Here is a 21,005-nt window from a genome sequence, read left to right as displayed (position 1 = left end):
GAGGCGCGTGCCGCGATCGAGGAGCGGATCGCCCGCGCCCGTGCCGCCGCCGCCAGCGCGCGCAATCTCCATGCCCGCGCCGAGGCGAGCTTGCGCGATGCCGAGCGGGCCGAGGACCGGGCGCAGGCGGTGATCGAGCGTCTGTCGGCCCAGCGCACCGACCTCGCCACCCGCGCCGAACGCATCGCCGCCGAGATGGACGAGGCGCTGGCCGAATGCGACCGTGCCCAGGCGACGCTGGCCGGATTGCCCGACGGTACAGCCAGTGCAGCGGAGACGGCGCGGCTCCAGCAGGAGACGCAGCTGGCGCGCTCGGCGGTGGCGCTCGCGCGGTCGGAGCGGACGACGCTGGAGCGCAGCCTGACCCAGACCCGCGACCGCCTGTCCGCCGCCATCGCCGAGGCGCAGGGCTGGGACCAGCGGGCGGGTCAGGCGGCGGGTCGGATCGCCGAAATGGACGACCGTGCCGCGACGTTGGACCGCGACGCCGCCGCGCTCGCCGACCAGCCGACGTTACTGGCCGACGAGATCGCCAGGCTCGCCGCCGCACACGACACCGCCAAGACCGAGGCGGAGCGCACCCAGATCGAAGAAGCCGACGCCGAACGCGCGCTGCGCGCCATCGAGGCGGCCCATGCCGAGACCCATGCGCTGTTGTCGGCGGCGCGCGAGGCGCGGGCGGGGGCACTGGCGCGGGTCGAGAATCACGAACTCCGCCGGGTCGAGCTGGGCCGGGTGTCGGGCGAACGCTTCGCCTGCCCCGCGCCGGTACTACCGGAGAAACTCGCCTTCGACAGCGCCAGCGTCGGCTCGCCCCAGACCGAGGCCGCCGCGCATGACAAGCTGTCCGCCGATCGTGAACGGATCGGCCCGGTCAATCTGGTCGCCGAACAGGAACTGGCCGATCTGGAGGCGAGCGGCGCGGCCAGCGCCGCCGAGCGCGAGGATCTGGTCCAGGCGGTGGCGCGCCTGCGCAGCTCGATCGGGCTGCTCAACCGCGAGGGGCGGCAGCGTCTGCTGGAAGCGTTCGAGGCGGTGAACGGCCATTTCCAGACGCTGTTCGCGACCCTGTTCGACGGCGGCTCGGCGCATCTGGCGCTGATCGATTCGGACGATCCGCTGGAGGCCGGGTTGGAAATCATGGCGCAGCCGCCGGGCAAAAGGCTCCAGTCGCTCACCCTATTGTCGGGCGGTGAACAGGCGCTGACGGCGGTGGCGCTGATCTTCGGACTGTTCCTCACCAACCCCGCGCCGATCTGCGTGCTGGACGAAGTCGATGCGCCGCTGGACGACGCCAATATCGATCGTTTCTGCGGGCTGCTCGACCGGATGACGCGCGAGACGGATACGCGCTATCTGATCGTGACGCACAATGCGGTGACGATGAGCCGGATGCACCGGCTGTTCGGCGTAACGATGATCGAGCGCGGGGTCAGCCGGTTGGTGTCGGTGGATTTGCAGGCCGCCGAGACATTGCTGGCGGCGGAGTGACGCCGCCTGAATCCTCCGCCAAGTCGCAAATACAGGTGTGCGCTTCGACTTCGCTCAGCGTGAACGGCTGCTGGATGATTTGGCCTGATCCTCCCCTCCGTTCAGCCTGAGCCCCTCAACTGGCTGGCAAACCAGCCGCTCGGGGTAAACTTCGGCGCAAAGCGCCGAAGTCGAAGGCCACGCAAAACCGTCAAGGCAGCAGGAACGTACCCTCGATCACCGTCACGCACCCACCGCCCAGCACGACCCGGTCGCCGTCCAGCCGACAGGTCAACCGCCCGCCGCGCGCACTCGCCTGCTCCGCCACGCACGTTTCGCTGCCCAGCTTCCGCGTCCAATAGGGCGTGATCACCGCATGGGCCGCCCCCGTCACCGGGTCTTCGTCGATGGCGAAGGCGGGCACGAATACGCGGCTGACCACATCGGCCTCGCCAGCCCCGCCGCGCGCGGTCAGGATGACGACATAGCGCCCGGCCTTGGCCAGCGCCGTAAAGTCCGGCGTGCAGGCCCGCACCGTCTCGGCGCTATCCACGACGACCACCGCATAGCCCGCCGGATGGCGCAGCGTTTCCACCACGCCGTCCACACCCAGCGCCTCGACCACGCCCGGCAGCGCCTCGGGCGACGGCGTGCGCTCGGGCAGGGACATGCTGTAGCCCAGCCCGTCGCGCGCCACCTCCAGCACCCCGGCATGGCGCGTCGAGAACCGCACCCGGTTTCGCGTGGTATCCGACGACAGCACGACATGCCCGCTGGCCAGCGTGGCGTGACCGCACATCTCCACCTCGTCGCCCGGCGTGAACCAGCGCAGTTCGAAATCCGCCTCGCCGCCGTCCATCGGCACCAGAAAGGCCGTTTCCGACAGATTATTCTCCTGCGCGATCGCCAGCAGCACGGTGTCCTCCAGCCAGGCCGACAGCAGCATCACCGCCGCCGGATTGCCGGCGAACGCGGCCTCGGCAAAGGCGTCGACCTGGGTGAAAGGGATCCGCATCTCAATATCCCACGCGCTTGCCGAACCAATGCGGCGTCACATCCGCCTCGACCAGCGGATTGTCGGTGTCGACATGCCCCTCGGGATCGAGATGGATCAGCACCTCGACCTTGGGGAAGGCGCGGCGCAGCGCGCGCTCGACCCCCTCGACCACGTCATGCGCGGCGGCAACGGTCATGTCGCGGTCGACCTCCATATGGAACTGCGCAAAGTCGTGGCTGCCCGAACGGCGGGTGCGGAAGTCGTGGATACCCTTCAGCCCGGGCTGGCGGGCGGCGACGTCGAGGAAGGCGGCGCGCTGGTCGTCGGACCATTCCTTGTCCATCAGCTGGTCGATCGCGGTCGAGGAGGCCTGGAACGCGCCCCAGGCGAGCCACAGCGCGATGGCGATGCCGAAGATCGGGTCCGCGCCGTGCCAGCCGAAATACTGGTCCAGCACCATCGCGACGATCACCGATCCGTTGAGCAGCACGTCCGACTGGTAATGGACATTGTCCGCCAGGATCGCGACCGAACCGGTCCGCCGGATCACACTGCGCTGATAGGCGAGCAGGACGATGGTCGCCAGGATCGCGATCACCGACACGCCGATGCCGAATTCGGCATCGCTGGTCGGATTATCCGCGCCCAGCGCCATGACCGCGCGCCAGGCGATACCCGCCGCCGAGGCGGTGATGAGCGCCACCTGGAACAGCGCCGCCAGCGCCTCGGCCTTGCCGTGCCCGAAGCGGTGGTCGTGGTCCGCCGGGGTCGCCGCCAGCCGGACGCCGTACAGCGTCACCAGGCTGGCGAGCAGGTCGAGCGCGGTGTCGGCCAGCGAACCCAGCATCGCGACCGACCCCGTCCGCCACGCGGCGAATCCCTTGAGCGCCAGCAGGAACAACGCCATCGCGACGCTGGCCAGCGCCGCGCGTGTCGCCAGCGGAATGACCTTCTTGCGTTCGTCCTGGGTCACGGAAACAGCAATCCTTCGTCCCAGCCATTCTCGCCGGTGCGGGTGAAGACACGGCGTTCGTGCAGCCGGTGCTCGCGGTCGAGCCAGAACTCGATCCGTTGCGGAGTGACGCGGTATCCGCCCCAGTGCGGGGGGCGCGGCACGTCGCCGCCCTCGAAGCGGGCGCGCATTTCCTCGAACCGCGCCTCGAATGTCTCGCGGTCGGCGAGCGGGCGCGACTGGTCCGAGGCCCAGGCCCCCAGCTGCGAGTCGCGCCCCCGGCTGGCGAAATAGGCGTCCGACTCGGAGTCATCGACGCGCGACACCGGACCTTCGATGCGAATCTGGCGACGCAGCGACTTCCAGTGGAAGAGAAGCGCGGCCTTGCTGCCATCGCCCAGATCCTGCGCCTTGCGGCTCTCGCGATTGGTGTAGAACACGAATCTGCGGGGATCATGGCCCTTCAGCAGGACCATACGCACTGACGGCTGTCCGGTCGCGTCGACCGTCGCCAGCGCCATCGCGTTGGAATCGTTGATTTCGCTCGCACGCGCTTCGGCGAACCACGTATCGAACAGGGCAAAGGGATCGTCGGCCATGCGCCCGCCCATACGCCTGTGGGCCGGGAAAACCAACGCCGCGAACGGAAACGCTGAAGCCCATGGACATGTATCCGCTTCCTTTTTCCCTCGCCCCTCATAGAGCAGAGAGGGAGGAATAGGGCGATCGACTCCGACGCCACGCGGGCATCGCGCACCCGATTCCGCTCCCCCCGCAATCATCTGTTGCAACATTGGCCGGATACAGCGAGTTTCCGCACCCGATGGACCCCTCCGAGGACAGCCCCGCGCAGGCCGCCGCCTGGATCGACGCCTATCGCGCGGCCGCCCCCGGCGCGGACGTGCTGGCGGGGTCCGACGACCCCGCCTGGCCCGCGATGCTGGAGGAACTGGCCGCCGTCGCCAGCCACCTCGCCCATGCACGCGAGCGGGTGCAGCGCCATGCCGCCGATATCGGCACCGGTTTTCGCATCATCGGCGAAACCGACGAGCGCCCCTGGCCCGTCTCGCCCGTTCCGCTGCTGATCGACACCCGTGAATGGGCGGGGATCGAGGCGGGGGTGATCCAGCGGGCCGCGCTGCTGGAAACGATCCTCGCCGATCTCTACGGCCCCGGACGGCTGGTGGCGGAGGGGCATATCCCCGCCGCGCTGGCGACCGGCAGCCCCTATTTCCTGCGGCCCATGGTCGGGGTGCGCCCGCCGGGCGGTCATCATCTGAGCTTCGTCGCCTTCGACCTGGCACGCGGGCCGGATGGCGAGTGGCGGGTGCTGGCCGATCATCTGCGCAACCCGGCGGGTGCGGGCTATGCGCTGGAGAACCGGCTGGCGGTCAGCCGGACGCTGGGCGGCTTGCAGAACCGGCTGAACGTGCAACGGCACGCCCCCTTTTTCGCCGCCTTCCGTGCCGGGCTGGCCGCCCAGTGCCGGAGGGCCGACCCGCGCATCGGCCTGCTGACGCCGGGCCGGTTCAACCCCAGCTATCCGGAACAGGCGCATCTGGCGCGCTATCTCGGCCTGTTGCTGGTCGAGGGCGCGGACCTCGCCGCGATCGAGGGGCAGGTCTATGTCCGCACCGTCGCGGGGCTGAAGCGGATCGATGCGCTGTGGCGGCGACTCGACCCGCGGCTGCTCGACCCGCTGGCCTTTGACAGCCATTCGCAGATCGGCGTGCCCGGCCTGATCGACGCCTATGTCGAGGGGCAGGTGGTGATCGCCAACGCGCCTGGCGCGGGCGTGCTGGAAAGTCCCGCCGTCTCCGCCTTCCTGCCCGCGCTGGCGCAGGCTCTGGCGGGTATGCCGCTGATGCTGCCCAATATCGCGACCTGGTGGTGCGGCGGTCCGCGCCAGGCCGCGCATGTCGCCGAACATCTCGACACGCTGCTGATCGCCCCCGCCTTCGGCCCCCGCCCGCTGGGCCTGCCCGATGGCGCACGCACGGGCGCCAGCCTGTCGGCCGGGGAGCGCGCCACGTTGCTTGCCGATATGGCGAAGCGCCCGCAGGATTATGTCGGGCAGGAGATGGTGCGCCTGTCGACCATGCCCGTCGTCATCGGCGACCGGCTGGAGCCGCGCCCCTTCACCCTGCGCGTCTTCGCCGCGCGCGACGGCGAAGGGCGGTGGACGGTCATGCCCGGCGGCTTCGGCCGGATCGGCGACCATCCGGAGGCGACCGCCGCGATGATCGGCGAAGGGCTGTGGTCCGCCGATGTCTGCGTCCATGGGCCGGAGCCGGTGACGCCCATATCGCTGCTCGCCGACCCCGATTCGCTGCACGTCCGGCGCAATCCGGGGACGCTGCCCAGCCGGGTGGCGGACAATTTCTACTGGCTGGGCCGCTATCTGGAACGGGGCGAGGCGCTGCTCGCGGCGATCCGCGTGATGCTGGGCAATTCGATCGACGTCGATGGCGGCGCGGCGCTGGACCCGCGCACGGTCGGGCGGCTGGTCGGCCTCATCACCGGCGGCGGCGCGGCCCCGCATCCCGACAGCCTGCACCGCGCCACGCTGACCCAGTTCGCGCGCACCGCGATGGAGGATGAGGGCTATCACTCGGTCGCCCGCATCAACCGGCTGGCGCGCGGGATCAGCGAAGGGTCGCGCGACCGGCTGTCCGCCGACATGGTGCGGCTGCTGGAGGCTCCCTTCCCCAGCCATGCCGGGATGCTCGACCGGGCGGGGTCGCTGCAACGCCGCTATGCCGCGATCGCCGGACTGTCGGCCGAGCATATGGTGCGGACCACCGCCTGGCGCTTCCACGATCTCGGCCGCCGGGTGGAGCGTGCGGTCGCGGTGGCGCGGGCGACGCGTCTGTTCGGCATGGCGGGGGCCTCGGCGGACGACCTGTCCACGCTGCTCGACCTCGCCAACAGCCAGATCAGCTACCGCCAGCGTTATCCGACCGGCCTCGCGCGCGTCGCCGTGGTCGACCTCGTCGCGCTCGACCCCAACAATCCGCGCGCGCTCGCCTATCAGACCGCGCGCATCGCCGACTGCCTGTCGCGCCTGCCCGTCCTGTCCGACGACGACATGGCCGAGCCGCAACAGGCCCAGGCCATCGCGATCCGCGCCGCGCTGGAGACGGCGGACGCGCGCACCCTCGACGCCGATACGCTGGGCGATGTCGAGCGGCGGCTGGGCCTGCTGTCCGAGGCGATCGCCCGGCGCTACTTCCTGCAAGGGGCCGAGCCGCTGCGGGCGGGAGGACTTACCCTGGCATGATCTACGACATCCGCCACATCACCCGCTTCGACTATGGCGCGCAGGTCAAATATGCGCGCTGCAATCTGCGGCTGAAGCCGATCGACTGGCCCGGCCAGACACTGGAATCATACGACCTGATCGTCGAGCCGGTCGGCCGCACCCGCTCCGCCCATGCCGAGGCGGGGCTGGCGCATGTCACGCGGCTGGTCGTCGATCGCCCGGTGCGCAGCCTGACCATCGAGAGCCGCGCGCGCATGATGGTCGACCGGCCGGTGCCCATGCCGTCCCCGAACGACCCGACACTGGCCGAGATATCCGCGCTCGCCCGCGCCAGCCGCGACCTGTCGGCGGCGAGCCCGGCCAACTATATCTTCCCCTCGCCCCTGATCCCGCTCGACCCCGCCATCGCCGAATGGTGCGCGGCCGACCTGGCGCCGGAACGCGGCGCGCTGGAGGCCGGGTTTGCGCTGGCCAACCGCATCCAGCGCGAATTCGCCTTCGATCCCGCCGCCACGCTGGTCGACACGCCCCCGGCCGAAGCGTTCCGCCAGCGGCGCGGCGTGTGCCAGGACTTCGCGCAGATCATGATCACGGGCCTGCGCGCGGCGGGCATCCCGGCGGCCTATGCCTCTGGCTATATCCGCACCTTGCCGCCGCCGGGTCAGGCGCGGCTGGTCGGCGCGGATGCCACCCATGCCTGGGTGCTGATCTGGGGCGGGCCGGTGCATGGCTGGGTCGGCGTCGATCCGACCAACGGCATCTGGATGGCGGGCGACCACATCATCGTCGCAGTCGGCCGCGACTATGCCGAAATCGCGCCGGTCGATGGCGTGGTGCTGGGTTCGGGCGCGCAGAAGATGGACGTCAGCGTCGATGTCGCGCCGCTGGAGGAGATGGTGGCGGGATAGGCCAGCCTGCCCCGCCCCCACCCTCCGTTCGCACTGGGCGAAGTCGAAGTGCATGCCGTGCACCTTGCCGCGAGCGCTTTCCCTTGGCCTTCGACTTCGCTCAGGCTGAACGGAGGGAAGGGAAAGCCCCTACCCCTCTTCCGTCACCGCATTGGGATTGTCCTTGTCGGGGTCCGGGTGGCCGCCCTTGCCGTGATAGGCCGCGCCGCTCTGGCCGCCATGGAAGTCGCCGTCGCGCTCGGGCACGCCCTCGTAACCGCCGCCCTGGCTCTCGCCGCCCTTCTTGCCCGGCGCATCCGACACGCCGTCCGGCGCGCCTTTCTTGCCGTCCTTGCCAACGGCCTGCATCGGCTGGGTCATGATCCGTCTCCTTCTGCTGGTCCAACGCATGGGGAACGGATTGCGCTCCGGCACGGGCTGCCCCACATGAGAAGCCAATACACTGCCAACGGGGAACAGAGTGGCCGATCCATATCAGACGCTGGGCGTGAGCCGCATGGCCAGCGAAGCCGATATCAAGAAAGCCTATCGCAAGCTGGCGAAGGAACTGCATCCCGACCGCAACAAGGACAATCCCAAGGCGGCGGAGAAGTTCAGCCAGGTTACCAACGCCTATGACCTGCTGAACGACAAGGACAAGCGCGCCCGGTTCGACCGGGGCGAGATCGACGGCGACGGCAACCCCACCTCGCCTTTCGGTTATGGCGGCGGAGCGGGCGGCGGCGGCGCACGGCCCGGCGCTGGCAGCGGCGGCTTTCGTCAGCAATTCGATTTCGGCGGCGAGGGCGCCGATATGTCGGATATCTTCGAGGGAATGTTCAGCGGCGCCGGGCGCGGCGGTTTCTCGGGCGGCTTTGGCGGCTTCGGCGGACGGGGGCGTTCGGCCGCCAAGGGCGCGAACAGCGCCTATGCCCTGCGCGTTCCCTTTGTCGACGCCGCCACGCTCAGCCCGCAGCGGATCACGCTGGCCGATGGCAAGACCCTGGACCTGAAACTACCCGCCGGTGTCGATACGGGCACTCAGATGCGCCTAGGCGGCAAGGGCGAGCAAGGCCCCGGCGGCCCCGGCGATGCGATCATCACCATCGAGGTCGTGCCCCATGCCTTCTTCACCCGCGACGGCGACGATGTGCGGCTCGACCTGCCCATCTCGCTGACCGAGGCGGTGCTGGGCGGCCAGGTGAAGGCCCCCACCGTCGAGCGTCCGGTGATGCTGACCGTGCCCAAGGGCACCAGCTCGGGCAAGACGTTGCGCCTGAAGGGCAAGGGCTTTCACAAGAAGGACGGCGGGCGCGGCGATCAGTTGATCACGCTGATGATCGACATCCCTGCCGATGATGCCGCGCTGCAACAGTTTGCAGCGGAATGGACCGACGGCAGGAACCCGAGGGCCGCCATGGGCGTCTGATCGTTCCATGAGCGATGTGAACGGCCTGACTCCAGAAGAACGCGCGCACCATCCAGGCAAGGCCCGCCAGCGGCTGGACCGGCAGATCGCCAAGGTCCAGCCGGGTTCCTACGCCTTCGAGATATTGAAACGCACCAGCCTGGGCGTGTTCAACGACGGGTTCATCCATGCCGGGAACCTCGCCTATCTGGCGCTGATGACGCTGTTCCCCTTCTTCATCACCACCGCCGCGCTGCTGTCGCTGTTCGGGCAAAGCAACGAGACGCAACATGCGGTGGAGAGCTTCCTCCACGTCCTGCCCCCAGATGTCAGCGACCTGTTGCGCAAGCCGATCGCCGACGTGCTGGCGGCGCGGACCGGATCGCTGCTGTGGCTGGGCGGGCTGGTCGGGCTGTGGACGGTCGGCGGCTTCATCGAGACGATCCGCGATATCTTCCACCGCGCTTACGGCGTGAAGGCGACGGCGGCCTTCTGGAAATCGCGGCTGTCCTCGACGCTGGTCATGATCGCCTCAGTCGTGGTGGCGCTGCTGTCCTTCCTCGCCGCCGGTATCCTGACGGCGGCGGAGCAGTTCATCTATCGCCTGGTGCCGTTCGCGCAGGACATGGCGGGCTGGATCGGGCTGTCGCGGCTGATTCCGGGCGCCGTCATGTTCGGCGCGCTCTATCTGCTCTTCTACTCGGTCACGCCCGGCAAATATCGCGAGAGCGACTGCCCCAAATGGCCGGGCGCGCTGTTCACCGCCGCTTGGTGGGTCAGCATGACCGCGCTACTGCCGTGGGCGCTGTCCAGGCTGGGCGGATACGACCTGACCTATGGCAGCCTGGCGGGCGTCGTGGTGATGCTGTTGTTCTTCTATTTGATCGGCCTGGGGCTGGTTTTCGGTGCGCATTTGAACGCGGCACTGGCGGAACCACCGGAAACGGCGCTAGAGAGGGCGATTGATGGAAGTGAACCGGCAGGAGCGGTAACGGCGTGAACGGATTGATGGCAGGCAAGCGGGGACTCATCATGGGCCTGGCCAATGACAAATCGCTGGCCTGGGGCATCGCCAAGCAGCTTTCGGAGGCGGGCGCGGAGCTCGCCTTTTCGTATCAGGGCGCGGCGATGGAAAAGCGGGTCCGCCCGTTGGCCGAACAGCTGGGCGTGGCGCGCCTGTTCGATTGCGACGTGTCCGAGATGGAGTCGCTCGATGCGCTGTTCGAGGGGCTGAAGGCCGAGTGGCCGACAATCGACTTCGTGGTTCATGCCATCGGCTTTTCGGACAAGTCGCAGCTGCGTGGAAAATATTATGACACCACGCTCGACAATTTCCTGATGACCATGAACATCTCGGCCTATTCGCTGGTCGCCGTCGCCCAGCGCGCACGCCAGATGATGCCCGAGGGCGGCTCGATCCTGACGCTGACCTATTATGGCGCGGAAAAGGTCATCCCGCATTACAACGTCATGGGCGTGGCCAAGGCGGCGCTGGAGACCAGCGTGAAGTATCTCGCGGTCGACCTCGGCCCGGAGAATATCCGCATCAACGCCATTTCGGCAGGCCCGATCCAGACGCTGGCCGCGCGCGGCATCGGCGACCTCAACTATATCCTGAAGTGGAACGAGCTGAATGCGCCGCTGCGGCGCACCGTGACGATCGAGGATGTCGGCGGTGCGGGGCTCTACATGCTGTCCGACCTGTCCTCGGGCGTGACGGGTGAGATCCACCATGTCGACGCAGGCTACAACGTCATCGGCATGAAGGCCGAGGACGCACCGGACATCGCGCTGGCGTAAACGAAAATCCTCCCCGGCGCGGGGAGGTGGCAGCGCGCAGCGCTGACGGAGGGGGGCTTGCACAAGGGACTTGCCCAGCGTCGATCCCCCTCCACCATGCTTCGCATGGTCCCCCTCCCCGTACCGGGGAGGATACAACATTATCTATCGCGCCTTGCGCTCCGGCGACGCTAAAGACGAACCCATGTCCGACCAGCCTATCGCCGCCATCACCATCCGCCCCGCGCAAGGGCAGGACGTCGCCGCGCTCGACACGCTGCTCGTCGCCAGCTTCCCCGCTCCGGCCGAAGCCGCTTTGGTCCGCGACCTGTGTGTCGAGGGCGACATGGTGCTGATGCTGGTCGCGATCGACGAGGCCACGGACAGCCTGATCGGCGCGATCGCGTTCAGCCGCATGGCCGTGAAGATCGGCGGCAAGCCGATCAATTCGGTCGCCCTCGCCCCCATCGCGGTCGCGCGTGACTGGCGGCAACAGGGCGTCGGCGAGGCGCTGGTCGCCGCCGGGATCGAGCGGCTGGAAAAGGAAGGCGTCGTCCTGTGCTTCGCGCTGGGCGATCCCGCTTTCTACGGCCGGTTCGGCTTCGCGGCGGACGTGGCGAGCGGTTTCGACAGTCCCTATGCGGGTGACTATTTCCTGGCGGTGCCGCTTCAGGGCGGCCTGGTCCCCTGCGGCGTACGCGGGGCCGCCACACATGCGCCGGCCTTTGCCCGGTTGGGAGATGCAGCGTGAGCTTCAATAGTTTCGGCCGCCTGTTCCGCTTCACCACCTGGGGCGAGAGCCATGGCCCGGCCCTTGGTGCCGTGGTCGACGGGTGCCCGCCGGGCATCGCGCTGTCCGAAGAGGACATCCAGCCCTGGCTCGACAAGCGCCGTCCGGGCACCAGCCGCTTCACGACGCAGCGCCGCGAGCCCGATCAGGTCCGCATCCTGTCCGGCGTGTTCGAGGGGCGGACCACCGGCACCCCGATCAGCCTGATGATCGAGAATGTCGACCAGCGGTCCAAGGACTATTCCAACGTCGCGCTCGCCTATCGCCCCGGTCATGCGGATTATGCCTATGACGCGAAGTATGGCTTTCGCGACTATCGCGGCGGCGGACGGTCCTCGGCACGCGAGACGGCGGCGCGGGTCGCGGCGGGCGCAGTCGCGCGCGCGGTGATCCCGCAGGTCAAGATCCGCGCCTGGGTCGAGTCGATCGGCGGCGACCGGATCGATTACGAGGCGTTCGACGACGCGCAGATCGACGCCAACCCCTTTTTCTGCCCCGATGCCGCCGCCGCGCAGCGCTGGGAAGCGATCGTCGACGGCGCGCGCAAGTCCGGTTCCTCGGTCGGAGCAGTCGTCGCCTGCGAGGCGACCGGCGTGCCTGCGGGCTGGGGGGCGCCGCTCTATGCCAAGCTGGACAGCGAACTCGCCTCCGCCTGTATGAGCATCAACGCGGTCAAGGGGTTCGAGATCGGCGATGGCTTTGCCGCCGCCGCGCTGACCGGCGAGCAGAATGCCGACCCGATGCGTGCCGGCAATGGCGGTCCGCGCTTCCTGGCGAACCATGCGGGCGGCATCGCGGGCGGCATCGCCACCGGCCAGCCCGTCACGATGCGCGTCGCGTTCAAGCCGACAAGCTCGATCCTGACCCCGGTCGACACGATCACGCGCACTGGCGAGGAAACGCAGATAGCCACCAAGGGCCGCCACGACCCTTGCGTCGGCATTCGCGGCGTGCCGGTGGTCGAGGCGATGGTCGCACTGGTTTTAGCCGATCAGGCGTTGCTTCATCGCGGCCAATGTGGTTAAATAGAGGAACGGACGTTCTCTTGCCTCGTTGACTATCACGAGAATAGAGCAGGAGAGAATCAATGCGTTACATGCATGTAATCGCCGCCGCCGCACTCGTGATCCCCGCTGCCGGTTTTGCGCAGATGACGGGCGGCACGACCGGCGGGATGGCGGGTGGCGGTATGTCCGGACAGACCACCACCATGCCGGGTCAGACATCGACCATGCCGGGGCAGACCACCATGGGACAGCCCGACACTATGACCACCACGCCGGGCACCTCCACCCGCTCGACAACGCGCGGCAAGAGCCGCAGCCGTACGACCATGCCGGGCAGCACGGTCAACACGCCTTCCACCACGCCTGATGCCATGGGTTCGTCCACGACGACCGGTAGCGGGACGATGAATGGTGGCACCATGGGCGGTGACATGACCACCAGCGGCCAGGTCGGCACCGGAACCACCGGCGGCACCACCACCCCGCCGGGCAGCAGCGGCGGCATGTAATCCCTTTTGGGTTCGTCACTACGGAGAAAGCCCGGTCGCGTGAGCGGCCGGGCCTTTCATATGCTGAGACGTAGGGGCGTGGCCTTCGACTTCGGCGCAGCGCGCCGAAGTCGAAGGCCACGGAAAACCCGCCAACAATAAAGGCCCCGACGCATCGCCGGGGCCTCTCAAGATCAATCCGCGAAGGGATCGCGAACCAGGATCGTATCCTCGCGCTCCGGGCTGGTCGACACCAGCGCCACGGGGCAGCGGATCAGCTCCTCGATCCGCCGGATATATTTGATCGCCTGCGCGGGCAGGTCCGCCCAGCTGCGCGCGCCCGCCGTCGACTCCTGCCAGCCTTCCATCGTCTCATAGACGGGGACGACCCTGGCCTGATCCGCCGCATGGGTCGGATAATAATCGAGCGTCTCGTCGCCCAGCTTATAGCCGACGCAGATCTTCACCTCGTCGAACCCGTCGAGCACGTCGATCTTGGTCAGCGCGATGCCGGTGATGCCGCCGACCGCCGCCGACTGGCGCACCAGCACCGAGTCGAACCAGCCGCAACGCCGCTTGCGCCCCGTGACGGTGCCGAACTCATGGCCCCGCTCGCCCAGACGCTGGCCGGTCTCGTCCTCCAGCTCGGTCGGGAACGGGCCGGAACCGACGCGGGTGGTATAGGCCTTGGCGATGCCCAGCACGAAGCCGACGCCCGACGGCCCCAGGCCCGAACCGCCCGCCGCAGCCCCTGCGATGGTGTTGGACGAGGTGACGAAGGGATAGGTGCCATGATCAATGTCAAGCAGCACGCCCTGCGCGCCCTCGAACAGGATACGCTTGCCGCCTGCGCGGGCCTCGTTGAGGTCGCGCCACACCGGCTTGGCGAAGGGCAGGACGAAATCAGCGATCTCGCGCAGATCGGCCAGCAGCCGCTCGCGATCAACCGGCGGCTCGCCGAACCCGGCGCGCAGCGCGTCGTGATGCGCGCACAGGCGGTCGAGCTGCGGCCCCAGATCGTCCAGATGCGCCAGGTCGCACACGCGGATCGCGCGGCGGCCGACCTTGTCCTCATAGGCCGGGCCGATGCCGCGCCGCGTCGTGCCGATCTTGCCCGCACCGCTGGCGTCTTCGCGCAGGCCGTCCAGATCGCGATGGATCGGCAGGATCAGCGGGCAATTGTCGGCGACGCGTAGCGTTTCCGGCGAGGCATGGACACCCTGCTCGGCCAGACGCTCGATCTCCGCCTTCAGTGCCCAGGGGTCGAGGACGACGCCGTTGCCGATGACGCTGGGGGTGCCGCGCACGATGCCCGAGGGGAGCAGCGACAGCTTGTAGACATTCTCGCCGACGACCAAAGTGTGACCGGCATTATGACCGCCCTGGAAGCGTACGACCATGTCGGCGCGCTCGGCCAGCCAGTCGACGATCTTGCCCTTGCCTTCGTCGCCCCATTGCGCGCCGATGACTGCTACATTTGCCATGGATGCTATGCTCCGCCTGCCGGACGGACCCCATGCGCCCTTCGACAGGACTCGGCGCGAGGGGGTTTCCAAAGATGTGCGGGGCGCGCCTAGCGGGCTGCGCCCCCGGCTGTCAACCGGCGATAGCCTGTGGCTGGCCGTTCGTCAGGATATGGGTGCAGAGCTGCGCCTCGGGCGTGTCGCCTTCCTCCAGCGCCTGCACCGTCACCCAGCCCTGCGCGCGGAGCGAAGCGCCCGCTGCGGGTTCGGTGCCGAAGGGCAGGAACAGCCGCCGTCGCTCGGTCGGCGGCGCGGTGGCGACGATGGCGTCGGCATAGAGCGAAAAGCCGGTGGCCTTCTCCTCCGCGCCGTCCTCGTGGAAAATCGTATAGGTGCCGCCGCGCCCGACCTCGCGCGGCGGACCGGCGACGAACAGCGAGAAGCCCAGCCAGCTCTGGAACTCGAAGCCATGCCGCTCGGTCGGGTCGAGCGTCATCGCCACCCCCTCCCCCAGCGCGGCGGCAATCGCGTCCAGCGCATCGAGGCGGCTGGTGAGGACACCCTGGGTGTCGAACGCACGCAGGCGCTCCATCGCGGTCGCGAACGGCCCGGCCGCTTCGACCAATGGAAGGTATTCGGGCGCGATCGCCGCGACCCCGCCCGCATCCTTGGCGTCCAGCCGATCCCGCAACGCGGCCACCTGACCGCCCGCGACCGGCAGCGGCCCGGCGGCGAGCAGGTCGACCAGATCGGGCAAGGTGAAGTCGATCGAAATGCCGGTCGTGCCCGCCGCGACCAAAGCCTCGACCGCGACGCGCACGACTTCGGTGGCGGCGGCCGTCGAGTCGAGTCCGATCAGTTCCGCCCCGATCTGCCGCCACTCACGCGCGGGCGCCAGCTCGGAGCCACGCAGGCGAACGACGGTGCCCGCGTAGGACAGCCGCACCGGACGCGGGTGATGGCCCATGCGGGTAGCGGCGATCCGCGCTACCTGTGCGGTCAGGTCGGGCCGGATCGCCAGCGTGCGCTGCGACACCGGATCGACGAAGCGCACCGCATCATGCAAGCCACCCGCCTTCAACCGCGATCCGAGCGCCTCGGCAAACTCGATCGACGGCGGATCGGCGCGCTCATACCCGTGCAGCCGCGCCGCCTCCAGCACCCGCGCCTCCACCGACGCCGCGGCGTCGGCATAGGGGGGAAGACGGTCGTGATAGCCTTCGGGAAGGAGCGCGGTCATCGGGCATTGTCCTTGAAGCATGCACGGTCGGGGGTGGAGAAGCGGATCACGCGCAAAAAAACCCTGTCGTTTGATCGTCGGCCTGCGACGGATGGGTTGCGTGATTGGTCACTAAGGCCAGCGGCGTCAACCGCGATGGCCCCTCCGTTTTTTCGTTACGCATGCAACCCCTTGGCCGCCAGATGTTTTCGCATCTGTTGGCGGCACGATGATAGATAGCCGCCTGCCTTAAGGAGGAGCATGTTGAAGACCACCGACTACGGCCTTCCCGACCCATCGGGGCTGCTGCCCGCACGGCCCATCATGGTGCGGCGGCCCGGATTTGCCGATCATTACAGGTTGCTGGTGTTCAGCATCCTGCTGGGTTTCGGAGCCCTGGCCATCGTCGCCACCATCTGGCCGGGCCTGTACGCCGATTATCGCATCCTGCGCGCGCCGGTAGACGTGCCGCAAGCCTCTATGGTCGATGGCGAATGCCGGATGCGGAAGTTCAGCGTTCGGTGCAACGCCACCATCGCCTATCCGCGCGACGGCGCGATCCAGTCGCGGGCGGTCAGCTTTTCCTATATGGCGTTCCGCAACGAGGATCGCGAAACCCGGGTCGTCGCGGAACGCGGCAATCCCGACAACATCACCCTGTCGCTGGCGATCGAGGAGTTCTGGAACCGCTTCCTCGGCTCGCTGCTGGTCGTGCTCGTCTTTGCGGTGTTTTCGGTCCTGATGATGCGGCGCTTCCTATACCAATCGGCCTCGATCAAGGCGATGCGTGATCCCGCGCTCCTTCGGCCGGTCTGGGCGCGCATCACCCAGCGTACCGACAAGAGAGGCCAGAGCCGGATCACCTATGCGCCGATCGACCCGGCGATGACCGGCAAGGCGATCGCCAGCGGCTTCCGCAAGGACGAGCGGCCCTGGACCCATTACGATCCCGCCCAGGATGAGACCTTCACGCTGGCGGTGGTCCATCCCAATGCCACGCTGCCGGTGCTGCTCGACGAGCGTCTCGACCGACTGGACCTTGCTCCGGAGGAGGCCGACGCCATCCGCGTGCGTCGTGATGCGCTGCTCCCGCCAGAACCCACCGCCTGAGGCAAAGGGGGCTTGGCCGACAGGAGGCCGCCCTTACCTTGGCGATCGACCCGCGCCCGAGACTTTCGCGTCATTCGCCCGACCATGCTATCCTGCGGACGTCAGCATCGTGTGAGGATCGTCCATGCCGATCAAGGATCTTACCGGGCCACCCCGCATGAGCGATGCGGAACGGGAAGAGATACGAGCCGCGATAACCGCGATTTTCGTAGCGGGCGGTCGTCCGCCGCCCAAATTCCCGCCATTGCGCCGCGATGATGGACTCGATCCCATAGAGCCACCATCCGGCCCCACACCACGCCCCCTTCTCGGCGGGGCGGCAGCGCCGCTCGATTGACCGCGAGACGAAAGGGGCCGGATGCCTTTTGGCACCCGACCCCTTTGCCGAAAATCCGATTCTATCGGATCAGAACACCAGGCCCATCGCGGTCTTCACGCCCGGCAGCGCCTTGACCTTGCCCAACAGGCCAGCATCCACCGCCTCGTCGACCGAGAGCAACAGCACCGCCTCGCCGCCCGCCGAGCGGCGGCCGAGGTGGAAGGTGCCGATATTGACACCCGCCTCGCCCAGCGTGGTGCCCAGGCGGCCGATGAAGCCCGGTGCGTCTTCGTTGACGACATAGAGCATCGGCCCGGCCAGATCGGCCTCGACCTTGATGCCGAACAGCTCGACCAGGCGCGGGGCCTGGTCGCCGAACAGCGTGCCCGCGACCGAACGCTCGCCGTCGGCCGTCGTCACCGTGACGCGGACGAGCGTGTGGTAATCACCCTCGCGGTCATGGCGCACTTCGCGCACGTCGAGGCCGCGCTCCTTGGCGAGGAACGGCGCGTTGACCATGTTCACCGTGTCCGAATGGACGCGCATGAAGCCCGCCAGCACCGCGCCCGTGATCGGCTTGAGGTTCAGCGCGGCAGCCGCCCCTTCGGCCTCGATCGCGATGCCGGTCACCGCGCCGTGCGACAGCTGGCCGACCAGCGAGCCGAGCTTTTCGGCGAGCGCCATGTACGGCTTCAGCTTGGGCGCTTCCTCGGCGGTCAGGCTTGGCATGTTCAGCGCGTTGGTGACGCCACCCGAAACCAGGAAATCGGCCAGCTGCTCGGCGACCTGGATCGCGACATTCACCTGCGCCTCGGTGGTCGACGCGCCCAGATGCGGCGTCGAGATGAAGTTGGGCGTGCCGAACAGCGGACTTTCTTTGGCCGGTTCGACCTTGAACACGTCGAGCGCCGCGCCGCCGATATGCCCCGAATCGAGGCCCGCCTTCAGCGCGTCCTCGTCGATCAGGCCGCCGCGCGCGCAGTTGATGATGCGCACGCCCTTCTTGGTCTTGGCGAGATTCTCGGCCGACAGGATGTTACGGGTCTGGTCGGTCAGCGGGGTGTGCAGCGTGATGAAGTCGGCACGGGCGAGCAGTTCGTCCAGCGTCACCTTCTCGACGCCCATCTCCAGTGCGCGCTCCGGCGTCAGGAACGGGTCGAAGGCGACGACCTTCATCCGCAGGCCCAGCGCGCGGTCGGCGACGATCGAGCCGATATTGCCCGCGCCGATCAGGCCCAGCGTCTTCGACGTCAGCTCGACGCCCATGAAGCGGTTCTTCTCCCACTTGCCCGCCTGGGTCGAGGCATCGGCCTCGGGCAGCTGGCGGGCGAGCGCGAACATCAGCGCGATGGCGTGTTCGGCGGTGGTGATCGAGTTGCCGAACGGCGTGTTCATCACCACCACGCCCTTGGCGCTGGCGGCGGGGATGTCGACATTGTCGACGCCGATCCCGGCGCGGCCGACGACCTTCAAATTGGTCGCGTGTTCGAGAATGTCCTTCGTGACCTTGGTCGAGCTGCGGATCGCCAGGCCGTCATACTGGCCGATGATCGCCTTCAGCTCTTCGGGCGTCTTGCCAGTGATTTCGTCAACCTCGACCCCACGCTCGCGGAAGATCTGGGCGGCCTTGGGGTCCATTTTGTCGCTGATGAGAACTTTGGGCATGGTTCACCTCGTCACCCCGGCACGGCCGGGGTTATGGAATGGGGGGGGAAATCCCCGGCCACAAGGCCGGGGGTATCAGGAAAGGATCAGGCCGCCTTGGCGGTGGCGTAAGCCCAGTCGAGCCACGGGCCGATCGCCTCGACATCGGCGGTTTCGACCGTGGCGCCGCACCAGATGCGCAGGCCCGCAGGCGCGTCGCGGTAACCCGCCACGTCATAGGCCGCGCCTTCGGCTTCGAGCAGCGAGGCCATCTTCTTGATGAGCGCCTCGTCCGCGCCCTCGACCGTCAGGCAGACGCTGGTGGTCGAGCGGATCGCCGGATCGGCAGCGAGATGGCCGAGCCAGTCGCGCTCTTCCACGATCTTGCCCAGCGCCGCCGCATTGGCGTCCGAACGCTTGACCAGCGCCTCTGCGCCACCCAGGCCCTTGCCCCATTCCAGTGCGAAGATCGCGTCCTCGACGGCGAGCATCGAGGGGGTGTTGATCGTCTCGCCCTTGAAGACGCCCTCGGCCAGCTTGCCTTTCGACACCAGACGGAACACCTTGGGCAGCGGCCAGGCGGGGGTGTAGGTTTCGAGGCGTTCGACCGCACGCGGGCCGAGAATCAGGACGCCGTGTGCGCCCTCGCCACCCAGCACCTTCTGCCACGAGAAGGTCGCGACATCGATCTTGTCCCAGGGCAGATCATAGGCGAACACCGCGCTGGTCGCGTCGGCGAAGGACAGGCCCTCGCGGTCGTCGGCGATCCAGTCGCCATTGGGCACGCGGACGCCCGAGGTGGTGCCGTTCCAGGTGAACAGCACGTCGTTCGACCAGTCGACCGCATTCAGGTCCGCGATCTGGCCGTAATCGGCGCGCAGGACAGTCGGTTCGAGCTTCAGCTGCTTGACCGCATCGGTCACCCAGCCCTCGCCGAAGCTTTCCCAGGCCAGCGTGGTAACGGGCCGTGCGCCCAGCATGGTCCACATCGCCATCTCGAACGCGCCGGTGTCGGAGCCGGGGACGATGCCGATGCGGTGGGTGTCGGGGAGCTTCAGCAGCTCGCGCATCAGGTCGATGCAATATTGCAGGCGCTGCTTGCCCAGCTTCGAGCGATGCGAACGGCCGAGGCTGTCCGTCGCGAGCTTGGCCGCATCCCAACCGGGAGGCTTGGCGCAGGGGCCGCTGGAAAAATAGGGACGCGCCGGTTTGGTGGCGGGCTTCGCAGGCGCAAGAGTGGCGTCAGCGGCAGTCGTATCAGTCATTTAAGACTCTCCTCACAGAGAGCACGCGCGGCGTTGGGACCGCGTGGCCCGTCGACGGCCCTAGCGATGTCGAACGAAGATGACAACCACAATCGCGACGGCGCAATTTTGCATCCGGTTATCGCCCAAAGGGTGAACTTCGAGTGCTTAAGCATCCGAGCTGCTTGAAGCGATTGGCAATTACACTGCCCTGTCTCTAGCTCTTCGCCAGCCTGGGCCAGACGACATTATATCTGTGGCGAATCAGCGCTTTATGTAGCAAATCGTTACACCGAAAGCGGTGAATCGGGTGATCGTGGATCAAGGATCGACCCTCGATCTGCCTGCCCTGCTCACCTTGCTCTACCCTCTCGGTTTCTTCCGCTGGGTCTATATCGTCAATCGCAACGCGCAACAGTGGAACTCTGCGATGACGATCAGCCCAGGCTGGAATGTCGGATGGTTTTTCGTGCCGATCGCAGTCCTCTCAAAGCCGTTCGAGGGGATTCGGGAAACGTGCAGTGTCACTATCGCCTCAGCGGCTCCCGCTTAGGTCTCAGTTCCGATATGACTGAACCTGTTGTGGAGCCTGTGAGTCGCAGCGGCGATCTACCGCAATATGACGGCGCCCTTCCTCGCGGCATCGGAAACCTCGGATCAATGGATTTCAATATCACGGGCGAATGTGGCGCGCATCATCATCGACGTTCCGTCGGCGATGCTGACGCGCCGATTGCTGGTCGATCTGGGCCGGCGACAGGCATTGCGCATCACTATATCCAAGGTTGCGGTGTCAGCCGGGGGTAAGGCAACCACGCTGGTCTGAGTCGACAGAGGTTTTTGTTCCCTCGCCCCTCGCAGAGGGGAGAGGGTTGCGCAGACTTAGGCTTTGCGTAAGCAAAGTCTTAGTCGGAGCTGGGTGAGGGGTGCGCGCGCAGCGCGCGAGCCTTTGGCTCGCTCGACCCC

General features: G+C 67.7%; 20 protein-coding genes. 12 read left to right on the top strand and 8 right to left on the bottom strand.

The window, feature by feature from the left end; all coding sequences use genetic code 11:
* The coding region (locus tag SP5_RS16275; protein ID WP_042490659.1) for a coiled-coil domain-containing protein at positions 1 to 1,491 on the top strand (1,491 nt) is incomplete at its 5' end.
* A 190-nt stretch (positions 1,492 to 1,681) separates the two neighbouring features.
* Here SP5_RS16275 and SP5_RS16270 read toward each other — a convergent pair.
* From SP5_RS16270 to pdxH, 3 genes are read right to left on the bottom strand one after another with little or no spacing between them, the layout of a single operon-like run.
* Positions 1,682 to 2,485 (bottom strand): PhzF family phenazine biosynthesis protein, encoded by an 804-nt coding sequence (locus SP5_RS16270; RefSeq protein WP_042490658.1) that lies wholly within the window; start codon positions 2,483 to 2,485, stop codon positions 1,682 to 1,684.
* Position 2,486: 1 nt separating this feature from the next.
* Positions 2,487 to 3,440: a cation diffusion facilitator family transporter gene (locus tag SP5_RS16265; protein ID WP_042490657.1), complete on the bottom strand. Its 954-nt coding sequence runs from the start codon at positions 3,438 to 3,440 to the stop codon at positions 2,487 to 2,489.
* The gene (gene pdxH, locus SP5_RS16260; protein ID WP_042490663.1) at positions 3,437 to 4,018 is read right to left on the bottom strand and encodes a pyridoxamine 5'-phosphate oxidase; all 582 of its coding nucleotides are present in this window, start codon (positions 4,016 to 4,018) and stop codon (positions 3,437 to 3,439) included. Before pdxH ends, SP5_RS16265 begins: the two co-directional genes overlap by 4 nt.
* A 224-nt stretch (positions 4,019 to 4,242) precedes the next feature.
* On the opposite strand from pdxH, the gene SP5_RS16255 reads away from it, so the two are divergent.
* Together SP5_RS16255 and SP5_RS16250 are read left to right on the top strand one after the other, a co-directional pair.
* Complete coding sequence (locus SP5_RS16255) at positions 4,243 to 6,699, top strand: circularly permuted type 2 ATP-grasp protein (protein ID WP_042490656.1); 2,457 nt, start codon at positions 4,243 to 4,245, stop codon at positions 6,697 to 6,699.
* On the top strand, positions 6,696 to 7,589 hold the full coding sequence (locus tag SP5_RS16250) for a transglutaminase family protein (RefSeq protein ID WP_042490654.1): 894 nt from the start codon (positions 6,696 to 6,698) through the stop codon (positions 7,587 to 7,589). The genes SP5_RS16255 and SP5_RS16250 overlap by 4 nt, the downstream gene beginning before the upstream one ends.
* 129 nt (positions 7,590 to 7,718) lie before the next feature.
* On the opposite strand, the gene SP5_RS16245 is transcribed toward SP5_RS16250, so the two are convergent.
* Positions 7,719 to 7,949, bottom strand: a complete 231-nt coding sequence (locus SP5_RS16245) for a hypothetical protein (protein ID WP_042490653.1) — start codon at positions 7,947 to 7,949, stop codon at positions 7,719 to 7,721.
* Between the two features lie 100 nt (positions 7,950 to 8,049).
* On the opposite strand from SP5_RS16245, the gene SP5_RS16240 reads away from it, so the two are divergent.
* The 6 genes from SP5_RS16240 to SP5_RS16215 all read left to right on the top strand — a co-directional run bounded on the left by SP5_RS16240 (position 8,050) and on the right by SP5_RS16215 (position 13,061).
* Positions 8,050 to 8,997: a DnaJ C-terminal domain-containing protein gene (locus tag SP5_RS16240; protein ID WP_042490652.1), complete on the top strand. Its 948-nt coding sequence runs from the start codon at positions 8,050 to 8,052 to the stop codon at positions 8,995 to 8,997.
* Positions 8,998 to 9,004: 7 nt separating this feature from the next.
* Positions 9,005 to 9,976: a YihY/virulence factor BrkB family protein gene (locus tag SP5_RS16235; RefSeq protein WP_042490651.1), complete on the top strand. Its 972-nt coding sequence runs from the start codon at positions 9,005 to 9,007 to the stop codon at positions 9,974 to 9,976.
* A gap of 8 nt (positions 9,977 to 9,984) precedes the next feature.
* The gene (gene fabI / locus SP5_RS16230; RefSeq protein ID WP_042490662.1) at positions 9,985 to 10,776 is read left to right on the top strand and encodes an enoyl-ACP reductase FabI; all 792 of its coding nucleotides are present in this window, start codon (positions 9,985 to 9,987) and stop codon (positions 10,774 to 10,776) included.
* Between the two features lie 184 nt (positions 10,777 to 10,960).
* Positions 10,961 to 11,506 carry a GNAT family N-acetyltransferase gene (locus SP5_RS16225; protein ID WP_042490649.1) on the top strand — a complete coding sequence of 182 codons (546 nt, stop codon included), beginning with the start codon at positions 10,961 to 10,963 and terminating at the stop codon, positions 11,504 to 11,506.
* Positions 11,503 to 12,570 (top strand): chorismate synthase, encoded by a 1,068-nt coding sequence (gene aroC, locus SP5_RS16220; RefSeq protein ID WP_042490648.1) that lies wholly within the window; start codon positions 11,503 to 11,505, stop codon positions 12,568 to 12,570. Before SP5_RS16225 ends, aroC begins: the two co-directional genes overlap by 4 nt.
* 62 nt (positions 12,571 to 12,632) lie before the next feature.
* Positions 12,633 to 13,061 (top strand): hypothetical protein, encoded by a 429-nt coding sequence (locus SP5_RS16215; protein ID WP_157013777.1) that lies wholly within the window; start codon positions 12,633 to 12,635, stop codon positions 13,059 to 13,061.
* 173 nt (positions 13,062 to 13,234) lie between these two features.
* Here the strand turns inward: SP5_RS16215 and SP5_RS16210 are convergent, their stop codons facing one another.
* Together SP5_RS16210 and SP5_RS16205 are read right to left on the bottom strand one after the other, a co-directional pair.
* On the bottom strand, positions 13,235 to 14,524 hold the full coding sequence (locus tag SP5_RS16210) for an adenylosuccinate synthase (protein WP_042490646.1): 1,290 nt from the start codon (positions 14,522 to 14,524) through the stop codon (positions 13,235 to 13,237).
* A gap of 112 nt (positions 14,525 to 14,636) precedes the next feature.
* Positions 14,637 to 15,743: an ATP phosphoribosyltransferase regulatory subunit gene (locus SP5_RS16205; RefSeq protein WP_042490645.1), complete on the bottom strand. Its 1,107-nt coding sequence runs from the start codon at positions 15,741 to 15,743 to the stop codon at positions 14,637 to 14,639.
* 240 nt (positions 15,744 to 15,983) lie between these two features.
* Here SP5_RS16205 and SP5_RS16200 point away from each other — a divergent pair, with 240 nt between their 5' ends.
* Complete coding sequence (locus SP5_RS16200; protein WP_042490644.1) at positions 15,984 to 16,832, top strand: hypothetical protein; 849 nt, start codon at positions 15,984 to 15,986, stop codon at positions 16,830 to 16,832.
* A 406-nt stretch (positions 16,833 to 17,238) separates the two neighbouring features.
* Here SP5_RS16200 and serA read toward each other — a convergent pair whose 3' ends face one another.
* Both serA and SP5_RS16190 read right to left on the bottom strand, forming a co-directional pair.
* A complete protein-coding gene (gene serA / locus SP5_RS16195) occupies positions 17,239 to 18,816 on the bottom strand; it encodes a phosphoglycerate dehydrogenase (RefSeq protein WP_042490642.1) in 1,578 nt (525 codons plus the stop codon).
* Between the two features lie 86 nt (positions 18,817 to 18,902).
* Entirely contained in the window at positions 18,903 to 20,060 is a 1,158-nt protein-coding gene (locus SP5_RS16190) for a phosphoserine transaminase (RefSeq protein ID WP_042490641.1), read from the bottom strand.
* Between the two features lie 280 nt (positions 20,061 to 20,340).
* Here SP5_RS16190 and SP5_RS16185 point away from each other — a divergent pair, with 280 nt between their 5' ends.
* Together SP5_RS16185 and SP5_RS16180 are read left to right on the top strand one after the other, a co-directional pair.
* Complete coding sequence (locus tag SP5_RS16185) at positions 20,341 to 20,592, top strand: DUF4328 domain-containing protein (protein ID WP_052811601.1); 252 nt, start codon at positions 20,341 to 20,343, stop codon at positions 20,590 to 20,592.
* Between the two features lie 132 nt (positions 20,593 to 20,724).
* On the top strand, positions 20,725 to 20,865 hold the full coding sequence (locus SP5_RS16180) for a hypothetical protein (protein ID WP_157013776.1): 141 nt from the start codon (positions 20,725 to 20,727) through the stop codon (positions 20,863 to 20,865).
* Positions 20,866 to 21,005 lie beyond the last annotated feature (140 nt).

The organism is Sphingomonas parapaucimobilis NBRC 15100, assembly GCF_000787715.1.
Taxonomy (GTDB): Bacteria; Pseudomonadota; Alphaproteobacteria; order Sphingomonadales; family Sphingomonadaceae; genus Sphingomonas; species Sphingomonas parapaucimobilis.
Note: the sequence above shows the minus strand (reverse complement) of the source record. Positions and strands in the feature narration are given on the sequence as shown.